This is a genomic window from Luteolibacter sp. (assembly GCF_058122085.1).
Genome location: NZ_JBIKBQ010000082.1, coordinates 1 through 19,586 on the forward strand (window position 1 = coordinate 1; position 19,586 = coordinate 19,586).

The 19,586-nt window shown below is 61.1% G+C and carries 16 protein-coding genes; 9 read left to right on the plus strand and 7 right to left on the minus strand.

The window, feature by feature from the left end; translation table 11 throughout:
• On the minus strand, positions 1-215 hold a 215-nt coding region (locus tag AC4DF4_RS12815), incomplete at its 3' end, for a hypothetical protein (protein ID WP_490048501.1).
• Between the two features lie 454 nt (positions 216-669).
• Between AC4DF4_RS12815 and AC4DF4_RS12820 the strand changes: the two genes are divergently transcribed.
• The gene (locus tag AC4DF4_RS12820) at positions 670-1,371 is read left to right on the plus strand and encodes a hypothetical protein (protein ID WP_490048502.1); all 702 of its coding nucleotides are present in this window, start codon (positions 670-672) and stop codon (positions 1,369-1,371) included.
• Between the two features lie 199 nt (positions 1,372-1,570).
• Entirely contained in the window at positions 1,571-3,172 is a 1,602-nt protein-coding gene (locus tag AC4DF4_RS12825) for an OpgD/OpgG family glucan biosynthesis protein (protein ID WP_490048503.1), read from the plus strand.
• Here AC4DF4_RS12825 and AC4DF4_RS12830 read toward each other — a convergent pair whose 3' ends face one another.
• The gene (locus AC4DF4_RS12830; RefSeq protein WP_490048504.1) at positions 3,173-4,519 is read right to left on the minus strand and encodes a hemolysin family protein; all 1,347 of its coding nucleotides are present in this window, start codon (positions 4,517-4,519) and stop codon (positions 3,173-3,175) included.
• A gap of 112 nt (positions 4,520-4,631) precedes the next feature.
• On the opposite strand from AC4DF4_RS12830, the gene AC4DF4_RS12835 reads away from it, so the two are divergent.
• Genes AC4DF4_RS12835 through AC4DF4_RS12855 form a run of 5 tightly spaced genes read left to right on the plus strand, consistent with a single transcriptional unit; the run spans position 4,632 to position 8,930 of the window.
• Positions 4,632-5,027 carry a Fur family transcriptional regulator gene (locus AC4DF4_RS12835; RefSeq protein WP_490048505.1) on the plus strand — a complete coding sequence of 132 codons (396 nt, stop codon included), beginning with the start codon at positions 4,632-4,634 and terminating at the stop codon, positions 5,025-5,027.
• 4 nt (positions 5,028-5,031) lie between these two features.
• The gene (locus tag AC4DF4_RS12840; protein WP_490048506.1) at positions 5,032-5,328 is read left to right on the plus strand and encodes a hypothetical protein; all 297 of its coding nucleotides are present in this window, start codon (positions 5,032-5,034) and stop codon (positions 5,326-5,328) included.
• Positions 5,329-5,371: 43 nt separating this feature from the next.
• Positions 5,372-6,124, plus strand: a complete 753-nt coding sequence (gene sufC / locus AC4DF4_RS12845) for a Fe-S cluster assembly ATPase SufC (RefSeq protein ID WP_490048507.1) — start codon at positions 5,372-5,374, stop codon at positions 6,122-6,124.
• A gap of 45 nt (positions 6,125-6,169) precedes the next feature.
• Positions 6,170-7,606: a Fe-S cluster assembly protein SufB gene (sufB, locus tag AC4DF4_RS12850; protein ID WP_490048508.1), complete on the plus strand. Its 1,437-nt coding sequence runs from the start codon at positions 6,170-6,172 to the stop codon at positions 7,604-7,606.
• Between the two features lie 22 nt (positions 7,607-7,628).
• Complete coding sequence (locus AC4DF4_RS12855) at positions 7,629-8,930, plus strand: SufB/SufD family protein (protein ID WP_490048509.1); 1,302 nt, start codon at positions 7,629-7,631, stop codon at positions 8,928-8,930.
• Positions 8,931-8,939: 9 nt separating this feature from the next.
• Here the strand turns inward: AC4DF4_RS12855 and AC4DF4_RS12860 are convergent, their stop codons facing one another.
• The gene (locus tag AC4DF4_RS12860) at positions 8,940-10,472 is read right to left on the minus strand and encodes a PhoH family protein (RefSeq protein WP_490048510.1); all 1,533 of its coding nucleotides are present in this window, start codon (positions 10,470-10,472) and stop codon (positions 8,940-8,942) included.
• A gap of 294 nt (positions 10,473-10,766) precedes the next feature.
• On the opposite strand from AC4DF4_RS12860, the gene AC4DF4_RS12865 reads away from it, so the two are divergent.
• A complete protein-coding gene (locus AC4DF4_RS12865; protein ID WP_490048511.1) occupies positions 10,767-12,989 on the plus strand; it encodes a hypothetical protein in 2,223 nt (740 codons plus the stop codon).
• Here AC4DF4_RS12865 and AC4DF4_RS12870 read toward each other — a convergent pair whose 3' ends face one another.
• Genes AC4DF4_RS12870 through asnS form a run of 3 tightly spaced genes read right to left on the minus strand, consistent with a single transcriptional unit; the run spans position 12,990 to position 16,399 of the window.
• Positions 12,990-14,081, minus strand: coding sequence for an AMP-binding protein (locus tag AC4DF4_RS12870; RefSeq protein ID WP_490048512.1), 1,092 nt, complete (start codon positions 14,079-14,081; stop codon positions 12,990-12,992).
• Positions 14,063-15,031 carry an enolase C-terminal domain-like protein gene (locus tag AC4DF4_RS12875; RefSeq protein WP_490048513.1) on the minus strand — a complete coding sequence of 323 codons (969 nt, stop codon included), beginning with the start codon at positions 15,029-15,031 and terminating at the stop codon, positions 14,063-14,065. The genes AC4DF4_RS12870 and AC4DF4_RS12875 overlap by 19 nt, the downstream gene beginning before the upstream one ends.
• 6 nt (positions 15,032-15,037) lie before the next feature.
• A complete protein-coding gene (gene asnS, locus AC4DF4_RS12880) occupies positions 15,038-16,399 on the minus strand; it encodes an asparagine--tRNA ligase (RefSeq protein WP_490048514.1) in 1,362 nt (453 codons plus the stop codon).
• A 92-nt stretch (positions 16,400-16,491) separates the two neighbouring features.
• On the opposite strand from asnS, the gene AC4DF4_RS12885 reads away from it, so the two are divergent.
• The gene (locus AC4DF4_RS12885) at positions 16,492-19,182 is read left to right on the plus strand and encodes a PVC-type heme-binding CxxCH protein (protein WP_490048515.1); all 2,691 of its coding nucleotides are present in this window, start codon (positions 16,492-16,494) and stop codon (positions 19,180-19,182) included.
• A gap of 200 nt (positions 19,183-19,382) precedes the next feature.
• Here the strand turns inward: AC4DF4_RS12885 and AC4DF4_RS12890 are convergent.
• On the minus strand, positions 19,383-19,586 hold a 204-nt coding region (locus AC4DF4_RS12890), incomplete at its 5' end, for a hypothetical protein (RefSeq protein WP_490048516.1).

Consider the following 19,586-nt stretch of genomic DNA (forward strand, 5'->3'; position numbering starts at 1 on the left):
TCGCGTTCCTTGAGGCGTTTGGCGGCTCCGCCCCAGCAGAGGACGGCGACGAGTTCGGGACAGTCCGTCTCGTTGGCGGTGCGGTAGATTCCTTGCCAGAGGACGTGTCCGGCTGGGCGTCCGGCTTTGAGATAGTGGCCTTCGTTGAGGGCCTGGCGGAAGGAGGTCGATCTCGGCGTCCTCGGTGGCGGTGCGTAGGACGAGGTGGTCGACAACGAGGGCGGATTGGGTCATCAGTGTTTCCATGGCAGGCTGAAACGGCCAAAACGGAGGCCAATGTCTGGTATTTTCTCAAATCGCCAATGAACATCGACCATGGCTGATTTCCGGGCAACCGCCCTGTCAAGCTGACGGAATGGTAAACGAAGCTCTTGATGCGGTGGACTTTGTTGAGTAGTGTCTTGATGAGATTCGGTGGCCTTCTGGTTGGTTTGTTGTCGTAAACGGAATTTGCCAGAGGTCGCCGGTTCATCAAGCACTCATCCCATCGGCCAAGCATCCACGTCAGGAAGAGAAAGTTGCCCACAACAGTCCGCTTCTCCGACGAGTTTCAGGCTCATTCTCGAATCGGCCTGTTGTGGGCAACTTTCAAGAGATGCACGCCGCTTCGCGGTCATTAGGGGGTGGATTCACCCACAGATTTTGCGGAAGAGGCAAAAAATAGGACTTATGTGGGACGCTGCGAGTGACAAGACTGCGGATGTTCTCAACTCCATCAATCCGGACAACGCGAATACAGACAAACTGACTGAAGCGGTGATGCGTTTGCAACTGGGCACTTTCTCAAGCCAGGCACTTAACGGTCCAGCCTTTCGAGGAATCACGACGCAGAGTCTCGATTCGAATTCATCAGCGAGCCAGCCAGCCCATGCCTGGTTCACGGTGGTTGTGCCGGAAGACGCAGGAATGATGGCATTTGATTTCACCGTCACAGGCGAACCCGTCGAGGATAAGATTGCTTGCGCGGTGAATGACCAGAATGTTTTCACACTGCCCGCGAAGTTCGCTCCAGATGGAGAAACCGTCAGTAAGGACCTCATCGATATCTCCAGCTACGCAGGACAGACGGTAGAGTTGTTTTTCGGCCTTACAGGAGGGACTTCCACGGACTGTGGGCTCGGCATCGACGGAACTCGATTTGTGACGATTCCGATGCCGCAGCTCGCCGTCTCGGTGGTCGGCGACCAAGTTCGCCTCCAATGGCCTGCCGCTGCTACCGGATGGATTCCTCAACGAAGCCCGGGCCTCGAACCCGCAGATTGGGAGAATGTTATTCTGCCTGAAACCGTGACCGCTGAGAATGGCGTAGTGACACTCGACAAACCGCGCACCGCGCAGAAGGAGTTCTTCCGCTTGAGACGGGTGGAGTGAAGGATGCGCAGGCACGTAGCGCAAACTCACCTTCCGGTAGTCGCGGCATTTTCGAGGCTGGCCACAGTGAGCGGTGGATTTTCGGGATTGAGAAGATGGTCCGGTGAGGCGCGTCTGGTTTTCAAGCCAGTCGCCGCCTGATTCGGCCAGCATCCGTCACGCTATTGCCAAGCGGGCGGATGTCTGCCATGGCTGCGGCATGCATTTCCACCGCCGTCTTTCACTCATCGGGTGTGTTCTGCTCGCTGGTCCGGCCGGCCCCGCTGCTGCGGAGGATTTTTCGTTCGAGGCGCTGTGCGCCAAGGCCCGCAAAATGGCGGTGGCACCGCACGCCGCGCCGAAGCTGGAGCTGGCGGATTTCTGGAAAAACCTGACTTACGACCAGCATCGCGACATCCGTTTCCAAATGGAATCCGGGCTGTGGGCGAAGGAAAAAGGGCCGTTTTCAATCGATTTCTTCCATCCCGGATGGACTGCGAAAAAAATGGTGACGCTCCATGAAGTGAGCGGCGGGAAATCGGAACCACTCAAGTTCGACCTGAGTCTTTTCAATTACGGGAAACAAAAGGTGCCGGCCGGGACGCCGCCGCCTCCGGGCTACGCCGGCTGGCGGGCGCGGACGCATTTGAACACGGCGGACTACATGGATGAGTTCCTCGTCTTCATGGGCGCGAGCTATTTCCGGGCGATCCCGAAGGACGCGCCTTACGGGCTTTCCGCGCGCGGCTTGTCGATCAACAGCGGGTTGCCGGGCGTGGGCGAAGAGTTCCCGGATTTTTCGGAGTTCTATCTGGAAAAACCGGAGAAGGATTCAAAAAGCCTCAAGGTGAGCGCCCTGCTCACGGGCGAGAGCGTCGCCGGAGCCTATCAGTTCACCATCACGCCGGGACCGGAAACCGTGGTGGACGTGGTGGCGGAAATCACGCTGCGGCGGCCGGTGATCCAGCTCGGGCTGGCGCCGTTTTCCAGCATGTTCTGGTTCGGCGAGAGCACGCATCCCAAGCCCTATGATTTCCGCCCGGAAGTGCATGACAGCGACGGCTTGCTGATGGAGCTGGGCAGCGGAAACCTCCACTATCGCCCGCTGGAAACGACGAAGGGCCAATTCCGCCACTGTGTCTTCACGATGGAGCAGCCGCGCTCGTGGTCGCTGCTGCAGCGCGACAGGTCGTTTCTTTCCTATCAGGATCCGGAGGCGCTCTATCACAACCGCCCGAGTGTGCGAGTGGAGCCGGTCGAGGGATTCGACCTTGGAAAACTCCATTTGATAGAAATGCCGACCCGCGACGAGACGGATGATAACGTGATTCTCCTCTGGGAACCGCAGCCGACGCTCGAAGTCGGGAAAACCGCGCGTTTCCACTATCGCCTGCGCTGGATGCGTGATCCGGCACCATCCGGGATTTTCACCGTCCGCGCCACGCGCTCCGGGACGCCGGTGCAGAAGCCGGACGAGGTGTTAGTAGCCATCGATTTCGCCAAGCCGCTGGAGCCCGGACTCAAGGTCGCCGATCCGAAATGGGACGATGTTTCGAAGCTGAAGCCGGTCGTCACGGTGAATCAAAAGGCGGTGAAGATCCTCCACGTCGGGCTGAGCGACATCAGCATGCCGAATGTGGATGCGCTTCCCGCCGGCCTCGGCCGCAGCGACAAACTTCACATGCCGCAAGTGTTACGCGCGTTTTTCGTGCTCGATCCGCCGAAGGATTTGAATGACATCGACATGACCTGCGAGCTGCAGGACGAGACCGGCAAGTGCGTGTCCGAGCGCTGGGTCTATCTCTGGCAGAAATCCCGGTAATCAAGAAGCGCCGGGCGGACGGATCAGCACCTTGTCGATCCGGTTGCGGTCGAGGTCAACCACCTCGATCCGGAATCCACCGGTGGTGAAGTGGTCGCCTGTCGCGGGAATTTTCCCGAGCGACTGGAGGATGAAGCCGCTGAGAGTCGAGTATTCGCGCTCGTCGGCGGCTTCCAGCGGGAGTTCCGGGAAGAGGTCTTCGAACTCATCGATGCGGATCATCGCGTCCACCAGCCAGCTGCCATCCTCGCGCCGCACCGCGTCCGGGCGCGCGGGTTTGGTGGAGGCGAAGTCGCCGATGATCGTTTCCATGACATCGTGCAGCGTGATCAATCCGGCGATGCCGCCGAACTCGTCGGCCACGAGGGCGATGGTGGAATTGCTCTTGCGGAACGTTTCCAAAAGCCGGTTGAGCGGCTGGGTGGGAGGCACCAGGAGTGGCGGCTTGAGCAGGTCCTTGAGCCCGCCGTCATGGCCGGCGTAGTGCGCGGCGAAAAGGTCTTTGATGGAAACCATCCCGAGCAGGTTGTCCCGCCGGCCTTCGAAAACCGGGAACTGGCTGTGATGGCTGCGCAAGACGGCGAGGCAGGTTTCGTCCCGACTTTTCGCCGCATCCAGCCAGCAAATTTTCCCGCGATGAATCATCAGGTCGCGCACGCACAAACTGTCTAACCCGAGGATGGCCTCCACCATTTCAGATTCCCCGGCGATCAGCGCCCCCCCGCGCTCGCCCTCGCGGACGAGCATTTTCACCTCCTCCTCGCTGACGGCGGCTTCCTCCGCAGGGCGGACCCGCAGCAGGCCGAGCACCAGATCCGTGGACAGGCCGAGCAATTTCACCACCGGCGAGGCGATCCCCGACAACCGCGCCATCGGCCCGGCGGCAAACCGCGCGATCATTTCGGGGTTGCCCATGCCGATGCGTTTCGGGACGAGTTCGCCGATGACCAGCGAGAAATAGGTGATCGCGCTCACTACCAGGCCGACGGCCAGCGGGTCCGCCCAAGGTGCGATCCACGGCATCAGGGAGATCGCCGATGCGAGGGATTTCGCGAGGGTCGCGCCACCGAACGCGCCAGCCAGCACTCCCACCAGAGTGATGCCGATTTGTGTCGTGGAGAGGAAGCGGTTGGGCGATTCGACAAGATCGAGTGCGGCCTGCGCCTTTTTGTCGCCCGTTTCCGCCCACTGCCGCAGACGCGATTTGCGGCTGGAAACCACCGCGATTTCAATCATCGCGAACAGCCCGTTGAGCAAAAGAAGCAGGAAAATGAAGATGATTTCGAAGCCGACGGCGGACATTCCCCTAAGCAAGCAATACATCTCCGGATCGGCCAGTCTGATCATGCGAGCAGCCGAAAATCACTGGAATTATAATTGGAATAGTTCTTGATATCGCTCGGCCCCGATCTAGTTTGCCGGCGCGATGGTCAGCAAAGCCCCAGAAATTTCCCCTGAAATGGAGATCCCCGACGAGATCTCCGGCTTGAGAATGACGGCCCAGCGCCGCGAGGTTTACCGCCTTCTCCAGCAGGAGCGTAACCACCCGACGGCAAACGATGTCTTCATGCGGGTGAAGGATCGTCTGCCGCACATCTCGCTGGCCACCGTTTACAACTGCCTCGAAGCGCTCGTCCAACACGGCATCATCCGGCAGGTGAATTTCGAACGCGAGTCGTCCCGCTACTGCCCGAATCTCAGCGAGCACGGCCATTTCCACGACGCGACCACCGGCGTCATCCACGACGTGGACTTCAAACCCGGCGTCAATCTCGCCGACGTCCTCAACCTCCCGCCCGGAGCCGTCATCGACGACGTCGAAATCACCCTCCGAGGTAAAATCTCCACGACTTGACGCCATGGCCCAGATCGCTATCAGCTCCTTTGTTCTTTGTATCGCGCTTTACCTGATCGCCCGTCACGAAGCCGAAATTTCCTTGCCTGTGATTCTGATGATCACGGTCGGGGTGAGTGTGATTTCCATTCTTCTCTCACTCGCCATCGGCCCGTTCGCGTCTCTAGTGGCGTTGTTCATCCTCGCATACGCGATTCGACGTTTCTGCTACATCAGCTGGCCGAAAGCATGGGCTGTCACCGGCGTTTATGCGGTCACCAACATCGCCCTCGCCGTCGGCACCGTCATGCTAAGACGTTAAAACCCCCGATCTCCCATCTCCGATCCACCATCCTTTTACCACCATGAGCCTGCACATCCAAGACCTCCACGCCACTCTCGAAGACGGCACCGAAATCCTCAAGGGCGTCACCCTCGACATTCCGAAGGGTGAAGTCCACGCCATCATGGGGCCTAACGGCTCCGGCAAGTCCACCCTCTCGAAGGTGATCGCCGGCCACGAAGGCTACGTCGTGACCTCCGGTTCGGTGACGCAAGACGGCGAGGAAGTCCTCGACAAATCCGTGGACGAGCGCTCCCGAGGCGGCATTTTCCTCGCGTTCCAATATCCTTCCGAAGTTCCCGGCGTCTCGAACGCCAACTTCATCCGCGCCGCGCTGCAAGCCCGCTTGCCGAAGGGCCAGGACATCGACGCCGTCGCCTATTACAAGAACCTCTACTCGAAGATGGACCTGCTGGAAATGGACCGCAAGTTCACCGCCCGCGCCGTGAACGAAGGCTTCTCCGGCGGCGAAAAGAAGCGCAACGAGATCCTCCAGATGATGATGCTCGAGCCCGAATACTGCATCCTCGACGAAACCGACTCCGGCCTCGACATCGACGCGCTCAAGATCGTCGCCAAGGGCGTCAACGCCATGCGCTCCCCCGACCGCGGCATGCTCCTCATCACCCACTATCAGCGCCTGCTCGACTACATCAAGCCGGACTACGTCCACGTCATGGCGGAAGGCAGAATCGTCCGCTCCGGCGGCCCCGAGCTCGCCCACGAACTTGAAAAAGACGGCTACGAATTCCTCAAGGAGCCCGCCCTCGCGTAACGGAATTTCAAATCTGAAATCTCAAATCTCAAATTCCCCACCACCATGTCATACGACACCACAGACGTTCTGGATCTTGAAACCCGCGAGGCGATCGACATCGACCGCACCAAGGGCGACTTCACCTTCCCGGAGCGCAACAAGTTCGACGCCGGCCGCGGCCTGAGCTCGAAGACGGTCGATTACATTTCCGACGTCAAGAACGACCCCGACTGGGTTCGCGAGTTCCGCCACAAGGCGCTTAAAGTGTTCCTGGAAAAGCCGATGCCCACCAACTGGGCGACCAAGGATCTCGAGGCCATCGACTTCGACGTCATCCGCTATTATCTATCCGACGGCGAGAAGCCGAAGCGTTCGTGGGACGACGTGCCCGCCGACGTTCTGGAGACCTTCGAGCGCCTCGGCATTCCCCAACAGGAGCGCGCGTTCCTCGCCGGCGTGGAAGCGCAGTTCGACTCGGAAGCCGCCTACTCCAACGTCAAGGAGGAGCTCACCAAACAAGGTGTCATCTTCTGCAACTCCACCGAAGGCCTCAAGGAGCACGAGGAGATCTTCCGCCCGTGGTTCGGCAAAGTCATCCCGACCGGCGACAACAAGTTCTCGGCGCTCAACTCCGCGGTTTTCTCCGGCGGCTCGTTCATCTATATCCCGAAAGGCTTGAAGCTGAAGCAACCGCTCCAAGCTTATTTCCGCATCAACTCGGAGAACTTCGGCCAGTTCGAGCGCACCCTCATCATCGCCGATGAAGGTGCCGAGCTGATGTATATGGAAGGCTGCACCGCGCCGAAATTCGAGACGGCCACACTGCACTCCGCCGTCGTCGAGCTCGTCGCGCTCAAGGGCGCGAAGATCCAATATGTCACCGTGCAGAACTGGTCGTCCAACGTCTTCAACCTCGTCACCAAGCGCGGCATCGCCATGGAAGACGCGGAAGTGAGATGGATCGACTGCAACATCGGCTCGCGCCTCACGATGAAATACCCCGGCGTCGTCATGAAGGGCAAGCGCGCCCGCGGCGAGGTCATTTCCATCGCCCTCGCCAACACCGGCCAGCACCAGGACACCGGCGCGAAGATGATCCATGCCGCCGATGACACGACCTCCAACGTCGTTTCCAAGTCCATCTCCGTCGGCGAAGGCCGCTCCACCTATCGCGGCCAGGTCTTCATTCCGAAGCATCTCAAGGGTTGCAAAAACAACACCGAGTGTGACGCCCTGCTCATCAACAGCCACAGCCGCACCGACACCTACCCCGCCATCACGGTCAAGGGCAACCAGCACGCCACCCAACACGAGGCGTCGGTTAGCCAGGTTTCCGAAGACATGCTCTTCTACATGCAACAGCGCGGCCTCAACCAGGGCCAGGCGATGTCGCTTGCCGTCAACGGCTTCATCAACGACCTCGTCCGCGAGTTCCCGATGGAATACTCCGTTGAGCTCAAGCGCCTGATCGATCTGGAAATGGAAGGCTCGGTGGGCTAAACAAGAAACTTTCCCCGCCCCAATGACCACTCTCGAAATGCCATCTCTCCTTGAATCCGCACCTGAAACCCCGGCCTATCTACCCGCCTGGTTCGCCGCCCGTCAGCAGGCCGCTTGGCAGCGCTTTCTCGCCACTCCCGCGCCGAAACGCGGCGATGAGACCTGGCGCTTCTCCAGCATCAAGCAGCTCGACTTCTCCGCCTTCCGGAAAGCTCCGGTTAGCGGGGCGAATGATTTGATCGCCCGCTCCACCGGCCTCGAAGCGCCGGCGGCGAAATTGATTTTCGTGAACGACGAGCTCGTGCATGTGGAATCGCACCTGCCCGAAGGCGTCATCTGCCTGCCGCTTGCCGAGGCGCTCGTCTCTCACAGCGATCTGGTGCAGGCGCATTTCATGAAGCAGGAAACCCGCCTCGGGTCGGCCAAATTCGCCGCCCTGCATGAAGCCTCGCTGACAAACGGCCTCTTCGTCCATGTTTCCGACAAGGTCGAAATCGAAGGAACCATCGAGGTTCATCACTGGATCGCCGGAGAAAACACCGTCATTTTCCCGCACACGCTGGTCGTCACCGGCAAGAGTTCGAAAGTCCGCGTGGTGGATATTTTCCGCTCGGCGGACGATCTCCAACCCGGCCTCGCCATCGCCGTCAATGACCTCTCCGCCGGCCAGAATTCGAAACTCGATTACGTCGCCATCCAGGCGTTCAACGAAGTGACGCGCGTCATCCAGATCAACGAGACCTCCGCGTTCCGCGATGCCTCCGCCACCGGATTCATCCTCAACGCCGGCGCTTCCTGGGCGCGCAACGAGACGCTTTCCCGCCTCGAAGGTCCGGGGTCGCGCTCGGACATGCTCTCCGTTTCCATTCCCGCCCACGAGCAGGAATACGACCAGCGCACGTTCCAGCACCACGTCTCGGAAGGCGCTTACTCGGACCTGCTCTACAAAAACTCGCTCTACGACAACTCCCGCACGATTTTCTCCGGGCTCATCTTCGTGGATGCAAACGCGCACCACACCGACGCCTATCAGACCTGCCGCAACCTCCTGATGAGCGACACCTGCGAGGCCAACTCGATGCCCGGCCTCGAGATCAACGCCGACCAGGTGAAGTGCTCGCACGGCAGCACTTCCTCCCAGATCAGCGACGAGGAAATCTTCTATCTCCGCGCCCGCGGCATCGATCCGGCGAACGCCCGCCAGCTCATCGCCCGCGGGTTTTCCGTGGATGTCGTGGAGCGCTTGAAGAATGACGCGGTCGAGGAGTTAGTCCTCAAATTCATCGACGCCAAGTTCGCCCACATCGCCTCTCGCGGCGCTTAATCGCGCCGGTCACATCAACTGCGCGCCGGCCTCCGCCAGCTCGGAGCGCTCGCCGCGGTTCAGCGCGACGTGCGCGACGAAGGGCTGGCCCTTGAGGCGGTTGCGGGTGTAAACGAGCCCGTTGCTGCGGCTGTCGACGTAAGGATTGTCGATCTGCGCCGGATCGCCGACGAGCACGAGCTTGGAGTCGCGCGACATCCGGGTGACAATCGTCTTCGCCTCCTGCGGCGTGAGCTGCTGGGCCTCGTCGAGGATGAAGAAGCGGTTAGGAATTGAGCGCCCGCGGATGTAGCAGAGCGCTTCGATTTCCAGAATGCCCTGTTCCATGAGAAGCTCGTAGGGCTTCTTCACGGTGGCGGGCGCGGCACCCGTTGCCTTCTGTTGTTTGCGGCGCGGACCGAGCGGAGTGGCGGGACGCATGAGCAGATCGAGAGCGTCATGGATCGGCTGGAGCCATGGGCGCATTTTCTCGTCAAGCGAGCCCGGCAGGAAACCGAGCTGATCGCCCATCGAGACGACCGGCCGGCTGACAGTGATGCCGTTGTATTTGCGGTTGAACATCTCGTGCAAACCCGCGGCGACGGCGACCAGCGTCTTGCCCGTGCCGGCGTGGCCGTAGCAGGTGACAAGCGAAATGTCCGGGTTGAGAAGCGCGTCGATGAGGCAGCGCTGGCCGAGGTTGAGCGGCTTGAGCGACTGGCCGTCGGGGATTTTCAAAACCTCGGGAATATTGAGTCGGACGAAGCGGCCGTCCGCCGAGAGCCGTGCGGGGATGGTTTGTTTCTCGCCCGCGCCTAACAAAACATACTCGTTCACCGCCACGCCTTGGATGCGGTCCTCCGAGATCGGGAGATCACCGGTGCTGGCGAAGCGATGAAGCTCGCTCGGATCGACTTCGACACGACGCACCTCGTAGTTTGAAACCTCGCGGGCATCGACCTTGTCGTTGAGATAGTCCTGGCACTCGATCCCGACGGCACGGGCCTTGAGCTGCATGTTGATGTCCTTGGTGACGAGGACGACGGGAGCCTTGTTATACTGCATCAGCAGCAGGCAGGCGGCTAGAATCCGGTGATCGACGCGTTCGCGGTCGGGAAAAACCCGGTGGAAGCGGTTGAGCTGGTCCGAGTTTTTCGGGCAGCTTGCGGGATCGTAAATGACGAGTCGCACGGTGCCGCCGCCTTCGGTGGTTACGCCATGGGTGACTTGTTCTGAAGAGGAGAACATCTCGGTCAGGCGGCGGTGGACGCGGCGGGCGTTGGCACCGCGCTCGGTTTGCTCGGACTTGAACTTGTCGAGCTCGGCCAGCACATCGACGAGGATGCAAAGGTGGTTTTCCTTGAAGCGTTCGAGGGCAGCCGGGTCGTGCAGGAGGACATTGGTGTCGAGCACGTAGTTCTTCACGAGCTGCGAGGGCGCCGTGAGGCCGAAATCGCTGGCGATGGGGGAAGTGCCGCACGCTCGCTTCTTTCGAGTGCCACCTCCGTTTTCTGGAATTTCTTCAAACAATGCGGACTGACCTTCCTCGGTGCGATGAATCATCGTTGTGGGTGACTTTGCGGGGTGTTTTGACGGGTGACGGGGAGCGGAACCCCGGCCCGTCGCCGGCATCCGCATTGCCAAATCGTGGCCTCGAAACTTTGATCGCTTTAATCAAGATACGCTTACTATCCTCATGCGCGGCGGGATGACAACCCCCAATTTGGAAATTTCCACGGGGTGAAAAATCCAGCAAGCCCGACCGGTAAACTGGATTGCAAGCTGGATGACTTCGCCTTATTTATCAGCGGTAAGAAGCCGGACTGTCCGGCCGCGACATCATTTTTCGATCCTATCATGAAGCGAGATTTTCATCCGGTTGAGAAGCCGTCCGTTCCTGCAAAACGGCCGTCCGCGATCCCGGCGGCCCGCAGTCAATCGGTGGCGATCCAGTCGCGGCGCGGAAGTGAAGGGGCGGGCCAGTGGAAATCGTTGATCATCGGCGTGATCGTGATCGGTGCGGTTTTCGTGGGCTTGGAACTATCGCGACAAGCGCCGCGAGCACCGGTTGTGGTGGTTCGGGAAACGATGCCGGAGCCCGCTAACAAAGTTGAAACGGCAACTCCGCCGGAAGCGGAAAAACAAGTGATTCCGGAGGCCGCGAAGGTGGTGCCCGAACCCTCCCTGCCGACGCAGGCCGAGCCAGCCGCGCCGCAGGAGGCCGTCATTGTCAATGCGACCGAAGCTGAGCTGCTAGGGAAGGAGGCGGCGCTCGTTCTCAGCGGTCTCGATTCCCGGCGGGGGAACGCGATCCAGCGAGACAAGGATCTCTTCTTGCGCGCCATCGAGGGCAAGGCATGGAACGCCTACCGCGGACTGCTCGCGAAGTCCATGGATCCCGGGATGGTGCAGCTGGCGAAAGACCAGGGATTGAACCGGTTCGACGCGGTCTGGAAAGAGCCGGTTTTCTACCAGGCCTTCCTGCGCTGGCAACTGCTTGGCCACCTGTCGGAGCGGGAAATCTCAGAGCATGTCACCGACAGCTACTCCGGCGAGATGCTCACCTGGCTTTGTTACAACACCCGGGCGATGGAGGAGTTCCTGCTGACTATCAAGCCCGGGGATGACGGCGGCAAGGTGTTGAAATTCCTCATCGAGGCTTGGCCTAACACGACTGGCATGATGGAGAAATATTTTCCGCTCGCGCTGGCCTGCGCGGTGGTGTTCGACCGGGAGGTGACGATTTCCAATCCCGTCGCCGGACCTTACGCCGGGCAAATCGCGGTCGAGCCCCTGCCGCGCTACATGTGGTTTATCGAGAAGAACGAAAAAGGCAAGTTGGCCGCGCCGGTGCACCACAGTTCCGCGCGTGATCTGGTATGGGTTGTTTGCGCGCCGGTTTCCACCTCCGAGCTTGAGTGGTCGCTGGACAAAATGCATCTCAGCCGAAAGCACTGGGGGAATGCCTACGGCATGATCGAGTATCTGATGGAGCGCGCCGTCGAGGGGCTCAATCCCTACAAGGAATACTCGTTTTCCGAGATCCTCAAGGAGGGCGGCATCTGCGGAGATCAGTCCTATTTCTGCACCAACACGGCCCGCGCCCAGGGGATTCCGGCGATGACCTTCGCTGGAGAAACCAATCTGGGCCCCCACGCCTGGGTGGGAATCAAGATCCAGGCGGACGAGTGGACCACCGGCATCGGTAGGATCGGCCGGGTTTCCAAGGGCATGACCGGCAATCCCCAGACCGGCGCTTCGATCACGGAGCAGGAAGTCGGGCTTTGGAGCGACCGCGCCCACCAGAGCCCGGTGACGACTCTATCGATAATGCGCCATCTCTGGTTGGCTGACTATTTCGGGGCCGCCGGCAAGGACGACAATCAGGCCCAGGCGGTGCGGCTCGCCAATCAACTCGGACCCTCGTTCACCGAAACGTGGGCTGCTTTGTATGCTTTGCTACAGAAGCAAACAAAGCTCGCCGGCGAGCCCGCCAAGCCGGGCAATCTGGAGGAATGGAAGTCGTTCGCCAAGGCGATGCGCCAGGAATTCAAGGACAACCCCCGGATGGCCGCGCTGGTGGCTAAGGCGGAGAGCGAATATATTTTCCCATACGGTGAAGAAGGTGATGCTTCAAGGACGCTCGGGCGCGAGCGCCGCAGGATCGAACGGAATTCCGGCGAGCAGATGGACCTCGTCGCCGAGTCGCTCAAGCGCGAGGCAGATCTGATTCACAAGCGGGGCGACGCGGCGGCCAAAAAGGACATCAGCAACCTCTATGACACCGCCCTGCGGAAATATGGCGGCAGCATCACCGGATTCAAAATGATGGCGGACGACTACTTTGGATTTCTCAAGGACGATCCGGAGCTCGCCCACAAGGCGGCACGCGACATCGAGCTGGCGTTTAAGCGCGTGGTGGAAACCGGGACCAAGGACTGGTTCCGCGCGAAAACGGAGTCTTCGATCTACAAGATGATCTGCGGCTACTACCGGGCCGCGGGCGACGAGGAACGCGCGGTGCTGTTGGAAAAACGCTATCAAGTCCTGCTCAGGCGTGCCGAGCGGGGCGCGCTGTGATCAGCGGGTGATTTGGTTCAAATAGATCTCCACCAGCTCGTTCCGTCGCAGCTTGCCGAGCTCGCTTCGGGGAAGTTTCTCCACCACCGCCAAAGGCGTCAATCTCCGGAAGCCTGGCGCTCTGTTTTGGTAGATTGATAGAGCGGTTTCGGCGGCTTCGGAGTTCACGGAGGATTCGAAAACAGGGACCAGCGCGCTGCCGGCCCGCTCGTCCGGGATGGCGATGATGGCGAAAGTGCCGGGGGTGAGCCGCCCTTCGGAAATCGAAACGAGCTCGCGCTCGACGGCCTCGGGATCGACGAGCTCGCCGAGGATTTTGACGAGCGCATCCGCCCGGCCAAGCGGAGTGATCGTCTTGTTTTCAAGAACCACCCGGTCCGCGGTGATGTGCCAGTCCGTCTCGCGGGGGATGAATTGCCCGCCGGAAACATATCCGGAAAACAACGCGGGGCCGGATATCGCGAGCAGGTTTTCGGGCGTGAGCCGGACATCCCAGATCGGCAGCAGGGGAATCGGCGATGGCTGATAGGCCGCTTTCAGTTGGCCGGGTTCCTGGGTGGCGATTTGTGAAGCGGCTTCGGTCATCCCGTAGCTCGCCAGCACCGGCCAGCCGAGGTCGCGGGCGGCCTGCCCGGTGGAAGCGTCGAGAAGCCCGCCGCCCACGACGATCGCAACGAGCGATGCGGGGGCGGTTAGTGCCGCTTTGACGAGATCGTGGACCTGCGTGGGCACCAGCGAGGTGTGGGTGATTTTATGAAGCGCAAGCCATTCGCGAAACGCGGCGGCGTCCCACGGCCGGCCGAAGTCGCGGAATCCGCAGCCTGTTTCGTAGGCGCGGGCTGCCACGCCGAAGCCGCCGACGTGGTGCGGCGGCAAGGCGAGTCCCCAACAGGATTTTCCGGTGACGCCCAAATGCCGGTTCACCGCCGCTGCCGAGACGAGCAATGCTTGTTTCGAAATCGCGATCCACTTCGGATCGCCGGTGCTGCCGGATGTTTCGAAAAGCACCTGCCCGGCGAGCTCGGGAATCCCCGGCAACGCGGGTGTCTCGTCACTCCAAAAGGCGGCGCTGGTTAGTAAAGACGCGTCCATGGCTGGGCGGCTAGCAGGTCGTCGAATCCCAGGCCGAGGCCGTCGGGCACCTTGAATTCAGGCGACCACGGACCGAGCATTTCGGCGAATTCGTCGGGTTCGAAAAGGTGGTGCGTTTGCAATCCGCAGATGCCGACCAAGCCGGGAAATTGCAACTCAAGCCGCGCCGCTTCCCAGGCGGCGAACGCCTGGCCGACCGGGTGGTCCATGTAGCTGGTCATCACGACGCGCTGGTTGTGGGCGATGGCGGCCTCGCCTAGCAGGAATGGCTCGTCCACCGCCGGCTTGATCACCATGACTTGCGCGGCGGCCGAGAGCGGCGTGGCCTCGCGGTCCACCGCGAGCTTGACGCGGGTTTTGCGGCGCAGCTCGGTCCATGAGGTTTCGGAAAACGGGCAGGGGTCTTCCACGAAATCGATGGCGGCGCGGGTTTTCTCGCCGAACGCTAGCAGGAATTCCGCAGCTTGTTCGGAGCTCAGCGCTTCGTTGAAATCGAGCCGCCACTGGAGCGCTGGAAATTCGAGCGCCATCGCTTCGAGGAATTTCATCTCTGCGGATAGATCCCGCCCGGCCTTGAGTTTCACCGTGGTGAATCCCGCCTCCACGGCGCGCGCCACTTCCGCGGCGTCGGCCTTGGCGAGCGTGGCGTGGCTGACTGGCACCTCCATTTCCTCGAACAACGAGTTCTCGAACGAGCGCGCCTCCCGGTCGTATTCGGCGCAGCGGATGGCGCGGCGGACGATGGGCCAGCGGCGCGCGCCCGCCAGATCGGCGAGGCATTTTTCCAGCGTGGGGTCTCCCAGCTCCGGCCACGGATGGATGCAGCCGTAGCCGCCGTCGATCTGGATGAGCGCGCCTTCGAAGCTGCTTCTGTTGGAAATGGAATTCAGAAAACCGCGCGCCTTGAGGCGGTAGCGGGAGATCAGCGGCTTTTGTTCGATGAGAATCATGTTCTGTTAAAATTCGCAGTGTCCGGGAGTCCGGGCGAACGGGATCACGTCGCGGATGTTCGCCATGCCGGTGACGAACATCAGCATCCGCTCGAAACCGAGGCCGAAGCCGGCGTGCGGGACGCTGCCGTATTTGCGGAGGTCGATATACCAGTCGTAGGCTTCCGGATCGAGGCCGTGCTTGGCGAAATTCTCCAACAGGATGTCGAGCCGCTCCTCGCGCTGGCTGCCGCCGATGATCTCGCCGATGCCGGGGACGAGCACGTCCATGGCGGTGACGGTCTTGTTGTCGTCGTTGAGGCGCATGTAGAACGGTTTGATTTCCTTCGGGTAGTTGAAAACGGTCACGGGCGCCTTGAAATGCTCTTCCGTGAGCCAGCGCTCGTGCTCGGATTGCAGGTTGAGTCCGTATTCGACCGGGTATTCGAAGGTCTTGCCGCTGGCCTTGAGCAGCTCGACCGCCGCGGTGTAGGTGATCCGCTCGAAGGGCCGGCTGGCGACGAATTCGAGGCGCTCGCGGAGTCCCTTGTCCACGAACTTTTCGAAAATCGCCAGGTCGCCCTCGCTGTTTTCGAGTGCTTCCTGGACGAGGTATTTGACCAGCGATTCGGCCAGATCCATGTCTCCCTCCAGATCGCAGAACGCGACTTCCGGCTCGATCATCCAGAACTCGGCGGCGTGGCGCGAGGTGTTGGAATTCTCCGCGCGGAAGGTGGGGCCGAAGGTGTAGATGTTGGAGAGGGCGCAGGCGAAGGTTTCGCCTTCGAGTTGGCCGCTGACGGTTAGGAAGGCGCGCTTGCCGAAGAAGTCCTCCTCGGGCTTGGAGATTTTGTCTTCCGGCAGCGTCGTGACGCGGAACATTTCCCCGGCTCCCTCGCAGTCGCTGGCGGTGATGATGGGCGTGTGGACGTAGATGAAATCGCGCTCCTGGAAGAACCTGTGCACCGCGTAGGCCATCCGGCTGCGCATGCGAAAAACCGCGCCGTAGAGATTGGTGCGGGGGCGGAGGTGGGCGATGGAGCGGAGGAATTCCGGGCCGTGGCCTTTTTTCTGGAGCGGGTAATCTTCGGGCGCCTCGCCTAGCAGCTTCAGCGACGTGGCCTGCATTTCCCAAAGCTGCCCGGCGGCGGGGGACGGGATCAATTTCCCGCGCACTTCGACCGACGCGCCGGTGTTCATTTTGGAAATCGCGTCATAGCCGGGTATCCCGGCGTCGGCGACGATCTGGAGGTTTCCGAGGCAGGTGCCGTCGTTGAGTTCGAGGAAGGAAAACGCCTTGGAGTCGCGGCGGGTGCGCACCCAGCCCGCGACGTGAAGGTCAGCGGTGGGTTCGGTGCGTTTGAGGACGTGCTTGATCAGCGATCGCATCCGCTTGGGATAGCCTACGCACTGTGGCTTGTCAAAGCGGGGCTGAAAATGGTGATAGCGCATGATCTGGCTTTCCGTAATGGCGTCCGCTCATGAAGTTCCTCCACCGATTTCTCATCCTCGCGACGCTGCCATCCGCCCACGCTTGGTCCCCCAATCAGGAACCGCCTGCGATGCCGCTCGGCTCATTCGTCCTGCCGGAAGGGCTGGAAATCACCGCCTGGGCCGCTTCGCCCGCGCTTTTCAACCCGACGAACATCGACATCGACCACCTCGGCCGCGTCTGGGTGGCGGAAGGCGTCGCCTACCGCGGCAAGGCATCGCGTCAGCCCGCAGGTGACCGGATCGTGATTTTACAGGACACCGATGGCGATGGGAAATCCGACAGCTCCAAGGTCTTCTGGCAGGATCCGGAGTTGGTTTCTCCGCTAGGCATCGCGGTTTTTGACAATGTCGTCGTCGTTTCCCAGCCGCCGCATTTACTCAAGCTCACCGATGCGAATCGCGACGGGAAATTCGATCCCGCGTCCGGCGACACCCGGGAAGTCCTGCTCACCGGCTTCAACGGGAAAAACCACGACCACTCGCTGCATTCCCTCACCGCCGGGCCGGACGGAAAATGGTATTTCAACCAAGGCAACACCGGGGGGATTTTCACGGACCAATCCGGCAAGAAATTCCCCATCGGCAGCACCTATTATAAAAGCGGTGGCGGCGAGTGGCCGATGGATACCAAGTCGGCGTCCGGCGAAACTAGCGGCGACGGATTCACCTACGTCGGCGGCTTCACCGTGCGGATGAACCCGGACGGCACCCACGCGGAAATCATCGGCAACGGCTACCGGAATTCCTTCGAGCAAACGATCAATTCCCGCGGCTACGTCTTCCAAAACGACAACGACGACCCGCCGGCCTGCCGCACCAGCCACGTGCTTGAGCACGGCAACGCGGGCTTTTTCTCCAATGACGGCACCCGCAGCTGGCAAGCCGACCAACGCCCGGGCCAGGACACGCCGACCGCGCATTGGCGACAGGAAAACCCCGGCACCATGCCCTCTGGCGACGTTTACGGCGGAGGCTCGCCGACGGGCATCGCATTCTATGAAAACGGCGCGCTGGGCGAGAAATTCGCCGGAACGCTGCTTTCCTGCGAGGCCGCGCGGAACGTGATTTTCGGCTACCAGCCCGCCATGGACGGCGCGGGATTCAAGCTGGAGCGCACTGATTTCCTCACCACCAATCCTGAAAAACAATTCGACGGAGCCGACTTCACCGGCGGCGCGAAAAAACACGGCTCGATGGCTGACGCTGACAAGGCCCGCTTCAATTTCCGCCCGTCCGACATCTGCGTGGGCCCGGACGGCGCGCTCTACGTCGCCGACTGGACCGACCCGCGCGTCGGCGGCCATGACACCCAGGACAACGCGGCCTCCGGCATCATCTACCGGATCGCGCCGAAGGGATTCAAATCCACCGTGCCGAAAATCGATCCTGCCACCGTGGACGGAGCTGTGCTCGCCCTGAAATCCCCGGCCGTCAACGTCCGCTCGCTCGGCTATCAGAAACTGAAATCCTCCGGCCCCGCCGCCTATGACGCCGTTGCGAAAATTTCCGAAGATCCGAATCCCTACATCGCCTCCCGCGCCATCTGGCTGCTGCCGCACCTCGGCGAAAAAGGCCGCGCGAAACTGGATTCTCTCATCGCCGGATCCGACGCCGCCGACCGCCTCACCGCCTTCCGAGCGATCCGCCGCACCGACGGGAAAATCGACGCGCTGCCCTATGCATTCAAGCTCTCCACCGACTCCGTACCAGAGATTCGCGCTGAGGCGGCGCTGGCCATGCGCTATCGTAGTTTCGAGCAAGCCAGCGAAATTCTCGTCAATGTCGCCACTCGCTACGACGGCAAGGACCGCGCCTATTTGGAATCCCTCGGCCTCGGAGCCGGTCACCACACCGAGGAACTTTGGAAAGCCGTCGGTCGGAAAATGCAACCCGGTGAGCCTGCAAACTGGTCGGATACTTTCGCCCGCCTCACCTGGCGGCTGATGCCGGAGGCCGCCGTGCCGTCGCTGAAAACCCGCGCAGCAGCCGCGAATCTTACCCCGGACCAACGCAAGCTCGCGGTGGATTCCATCGCCTTCATCAAGTCCAAGCCGTCCGCCGAAGCGCTGATGGATCTCGCCGCCCAAGACTCCGCCGTCCGCGACCAAGCCATTTGGTGGCTCACCAACCGCAGCGAAGGCGAGTGGACGTCCTTCGATTTAAAATCCGAGATGGAAAAACGCGGATTGATCGAAAAACCCGTGGCTCTCGTCGAAATCACCGTCCCGGAAAAGCCCGCCAGCACCCAGTTCTCCGTCGCCGACGTGATGGCGCTCAAGGGCGATGCCGCGCGCGGCAAGACCGTCGCCGGCCGCTGCATCATGTGTCATAAAATCGGCGAGGCCGGCCCCGAATACGGCCCCGCGCTCAAGGGATTCGGCAGCCGCCAGCCGCCGGAAATCGTCGCCCGCAGCATCGTCGAACCCTCATTCGACATTTCCCACGGCTTCGAGGGCACCGCGATCCAGCTCAAGGATGGCAAGTGGATCGATGGCCGCATCATCTCGGATGGAGACCCGGTCGTCATCACCTCCACCGGCGGATTCACCCAGAAGGTTCCGAAAGAGCAGATCGCCGGCCGCAAGGACATGGACCGCTCGCTCATGCTCGGAGCCGACCAACTCGGCATGTCCGCCCAGGATGTGGCGGATCTCGTCGAGTGGATGAAGACCTATTGAGCCCCGAAAGATCGTCCTCCGGCGTTCTCCACATCGATCTCCGGTAGTGTCCACATCGATCTCCGGATGCCGTCCCCACCGGGCGCTGATCCTCAACCCGTTGTTTTTCAGCAGTTTTCCCGCCTTTCGGGCTGATAATAGCTTGAGCCCAGCGTTCACAGCATTCTGCTTCCACCTCTTCCACCAGGGCGGTTGTCTGGTTAGCTGATTTTTGGAGGGGAGGTTTTGAGGAGGCACAAGGCGGCGTGGGGTTTGGCGCTGTGGTGGTGGAAGCCGGCGTTGAGCCTCTCGAAGGCTTCCGCGTCGTGAAGCCGCAGGATGGCACCTCTCAACAGGGCAAGCACTTGGCCTCCGCTGGCTTTCTTGCGCGGACGCGAGGCGTCTTCTTGCCATAGGCTGGTGTC

Excerpts from the sequence above, each read along its gene's own strand:
- AC4DF4_RS12820 (WP_490048502.1), top strand. The coding sequence starts at position 670 with ATGTGGGACGCTGCGAGTGACAAGACTGCGGATGTTCTCAACTCCATC.
- AC4DF4_RS12825 (WP_490048503.1), top strand. The coding sequence starts at position 1,571 with ATGCATTTCCACCGCCGTCTTTCACTCATCGGGTGTGTTCTGCTCGCT.
- AC4DF4_RS12830 (WP_490048504.1), bottom strand. The coding sequence starts at position 4,519 with ATGATCAGACTGGCCGATCCGGAGATGTATTGCTTGCTTAGGGGAATG.
- AC4DF4_RS12835 (WP_490048505.1), top strand. The coding sequence starts at position 4,632 with ATGGAGATCCCCGACGAGATCTCCGGCTTGAGAATGACGGCCCAGCGC.
- AC4DF4_RS12840 (WP_490048506.1), top strand. The coding sequence starts at position 5,032 with ATGGCCCAGATCGCTATCAGCTCCTTTGTTCTTTGTATCGCGCTTTAC.
- sufC (WP_490048507.1), top strand. The coding sequence starts at position 5,372 with ATGAGCCTGCACATCCAAGACCTCCACGCCACTCTCGAAGACGGCACC.
- sufB (WP_490048508.1), top strand. The coding sequence starts at position 6,170 with ATGTCATACGACACCACAGACGTTCTGGATCTTGAAACCCGCGAGGCG.
- AC4DF4_RS12855 (WP_490048509.1), top strand. The coding sequence starts at position 7,629 with ATGACCACTCTCGAAATGCCATCTCTCCTTGAATCCGCACCTGAAACC.
- AC4DF4_RS12860 (WP_490048510.1), bottom strand. The coding sequence starts at position 10,472 with ATGATTCATCGCACCGAGGAAGGTCAGTCCGCATTGTTTGAAGAAATT.
- AC4DF4_RS12865 (WP_490048511.1), top strand. The coding sequence starts at position 10,767 with ATGAAGCGAGATTTTCATCCGGTTGAGAAGCCGTCCGTTCCTGCAAAA.
- AC4DF4_RS12870 (WP_490048512.1), bottom strand. The coding sequence starts at position 14,081 with ATGGACGCGTCTTTACTAACCAGCGCCGCCTTTTGGAGTGACGAGACA.
- AC4DF4_RS12875 (WP_490048513.1), bottom strand. The coding sequence starts at position 15,031 with ATGATTCTCATCGAACAAAAGCCGCTGATCTCCCGCTACCGCCTCAAG.
- asnS (WP_490048514.1), bottom strand. The coding sequence starts at position 16,399 with ATGCGATCGCTGATCAAGCACGTCCTCAAACGCACCGAACCCACCGCT.
- AC4DF4_RS12885 (WP_490048515.1), top strand. The coding sequence starts at position 16,492 with ATGAAGTTCCTCCACCGATTTCTCATCCTCGCGACGCTGCCATCCGCC.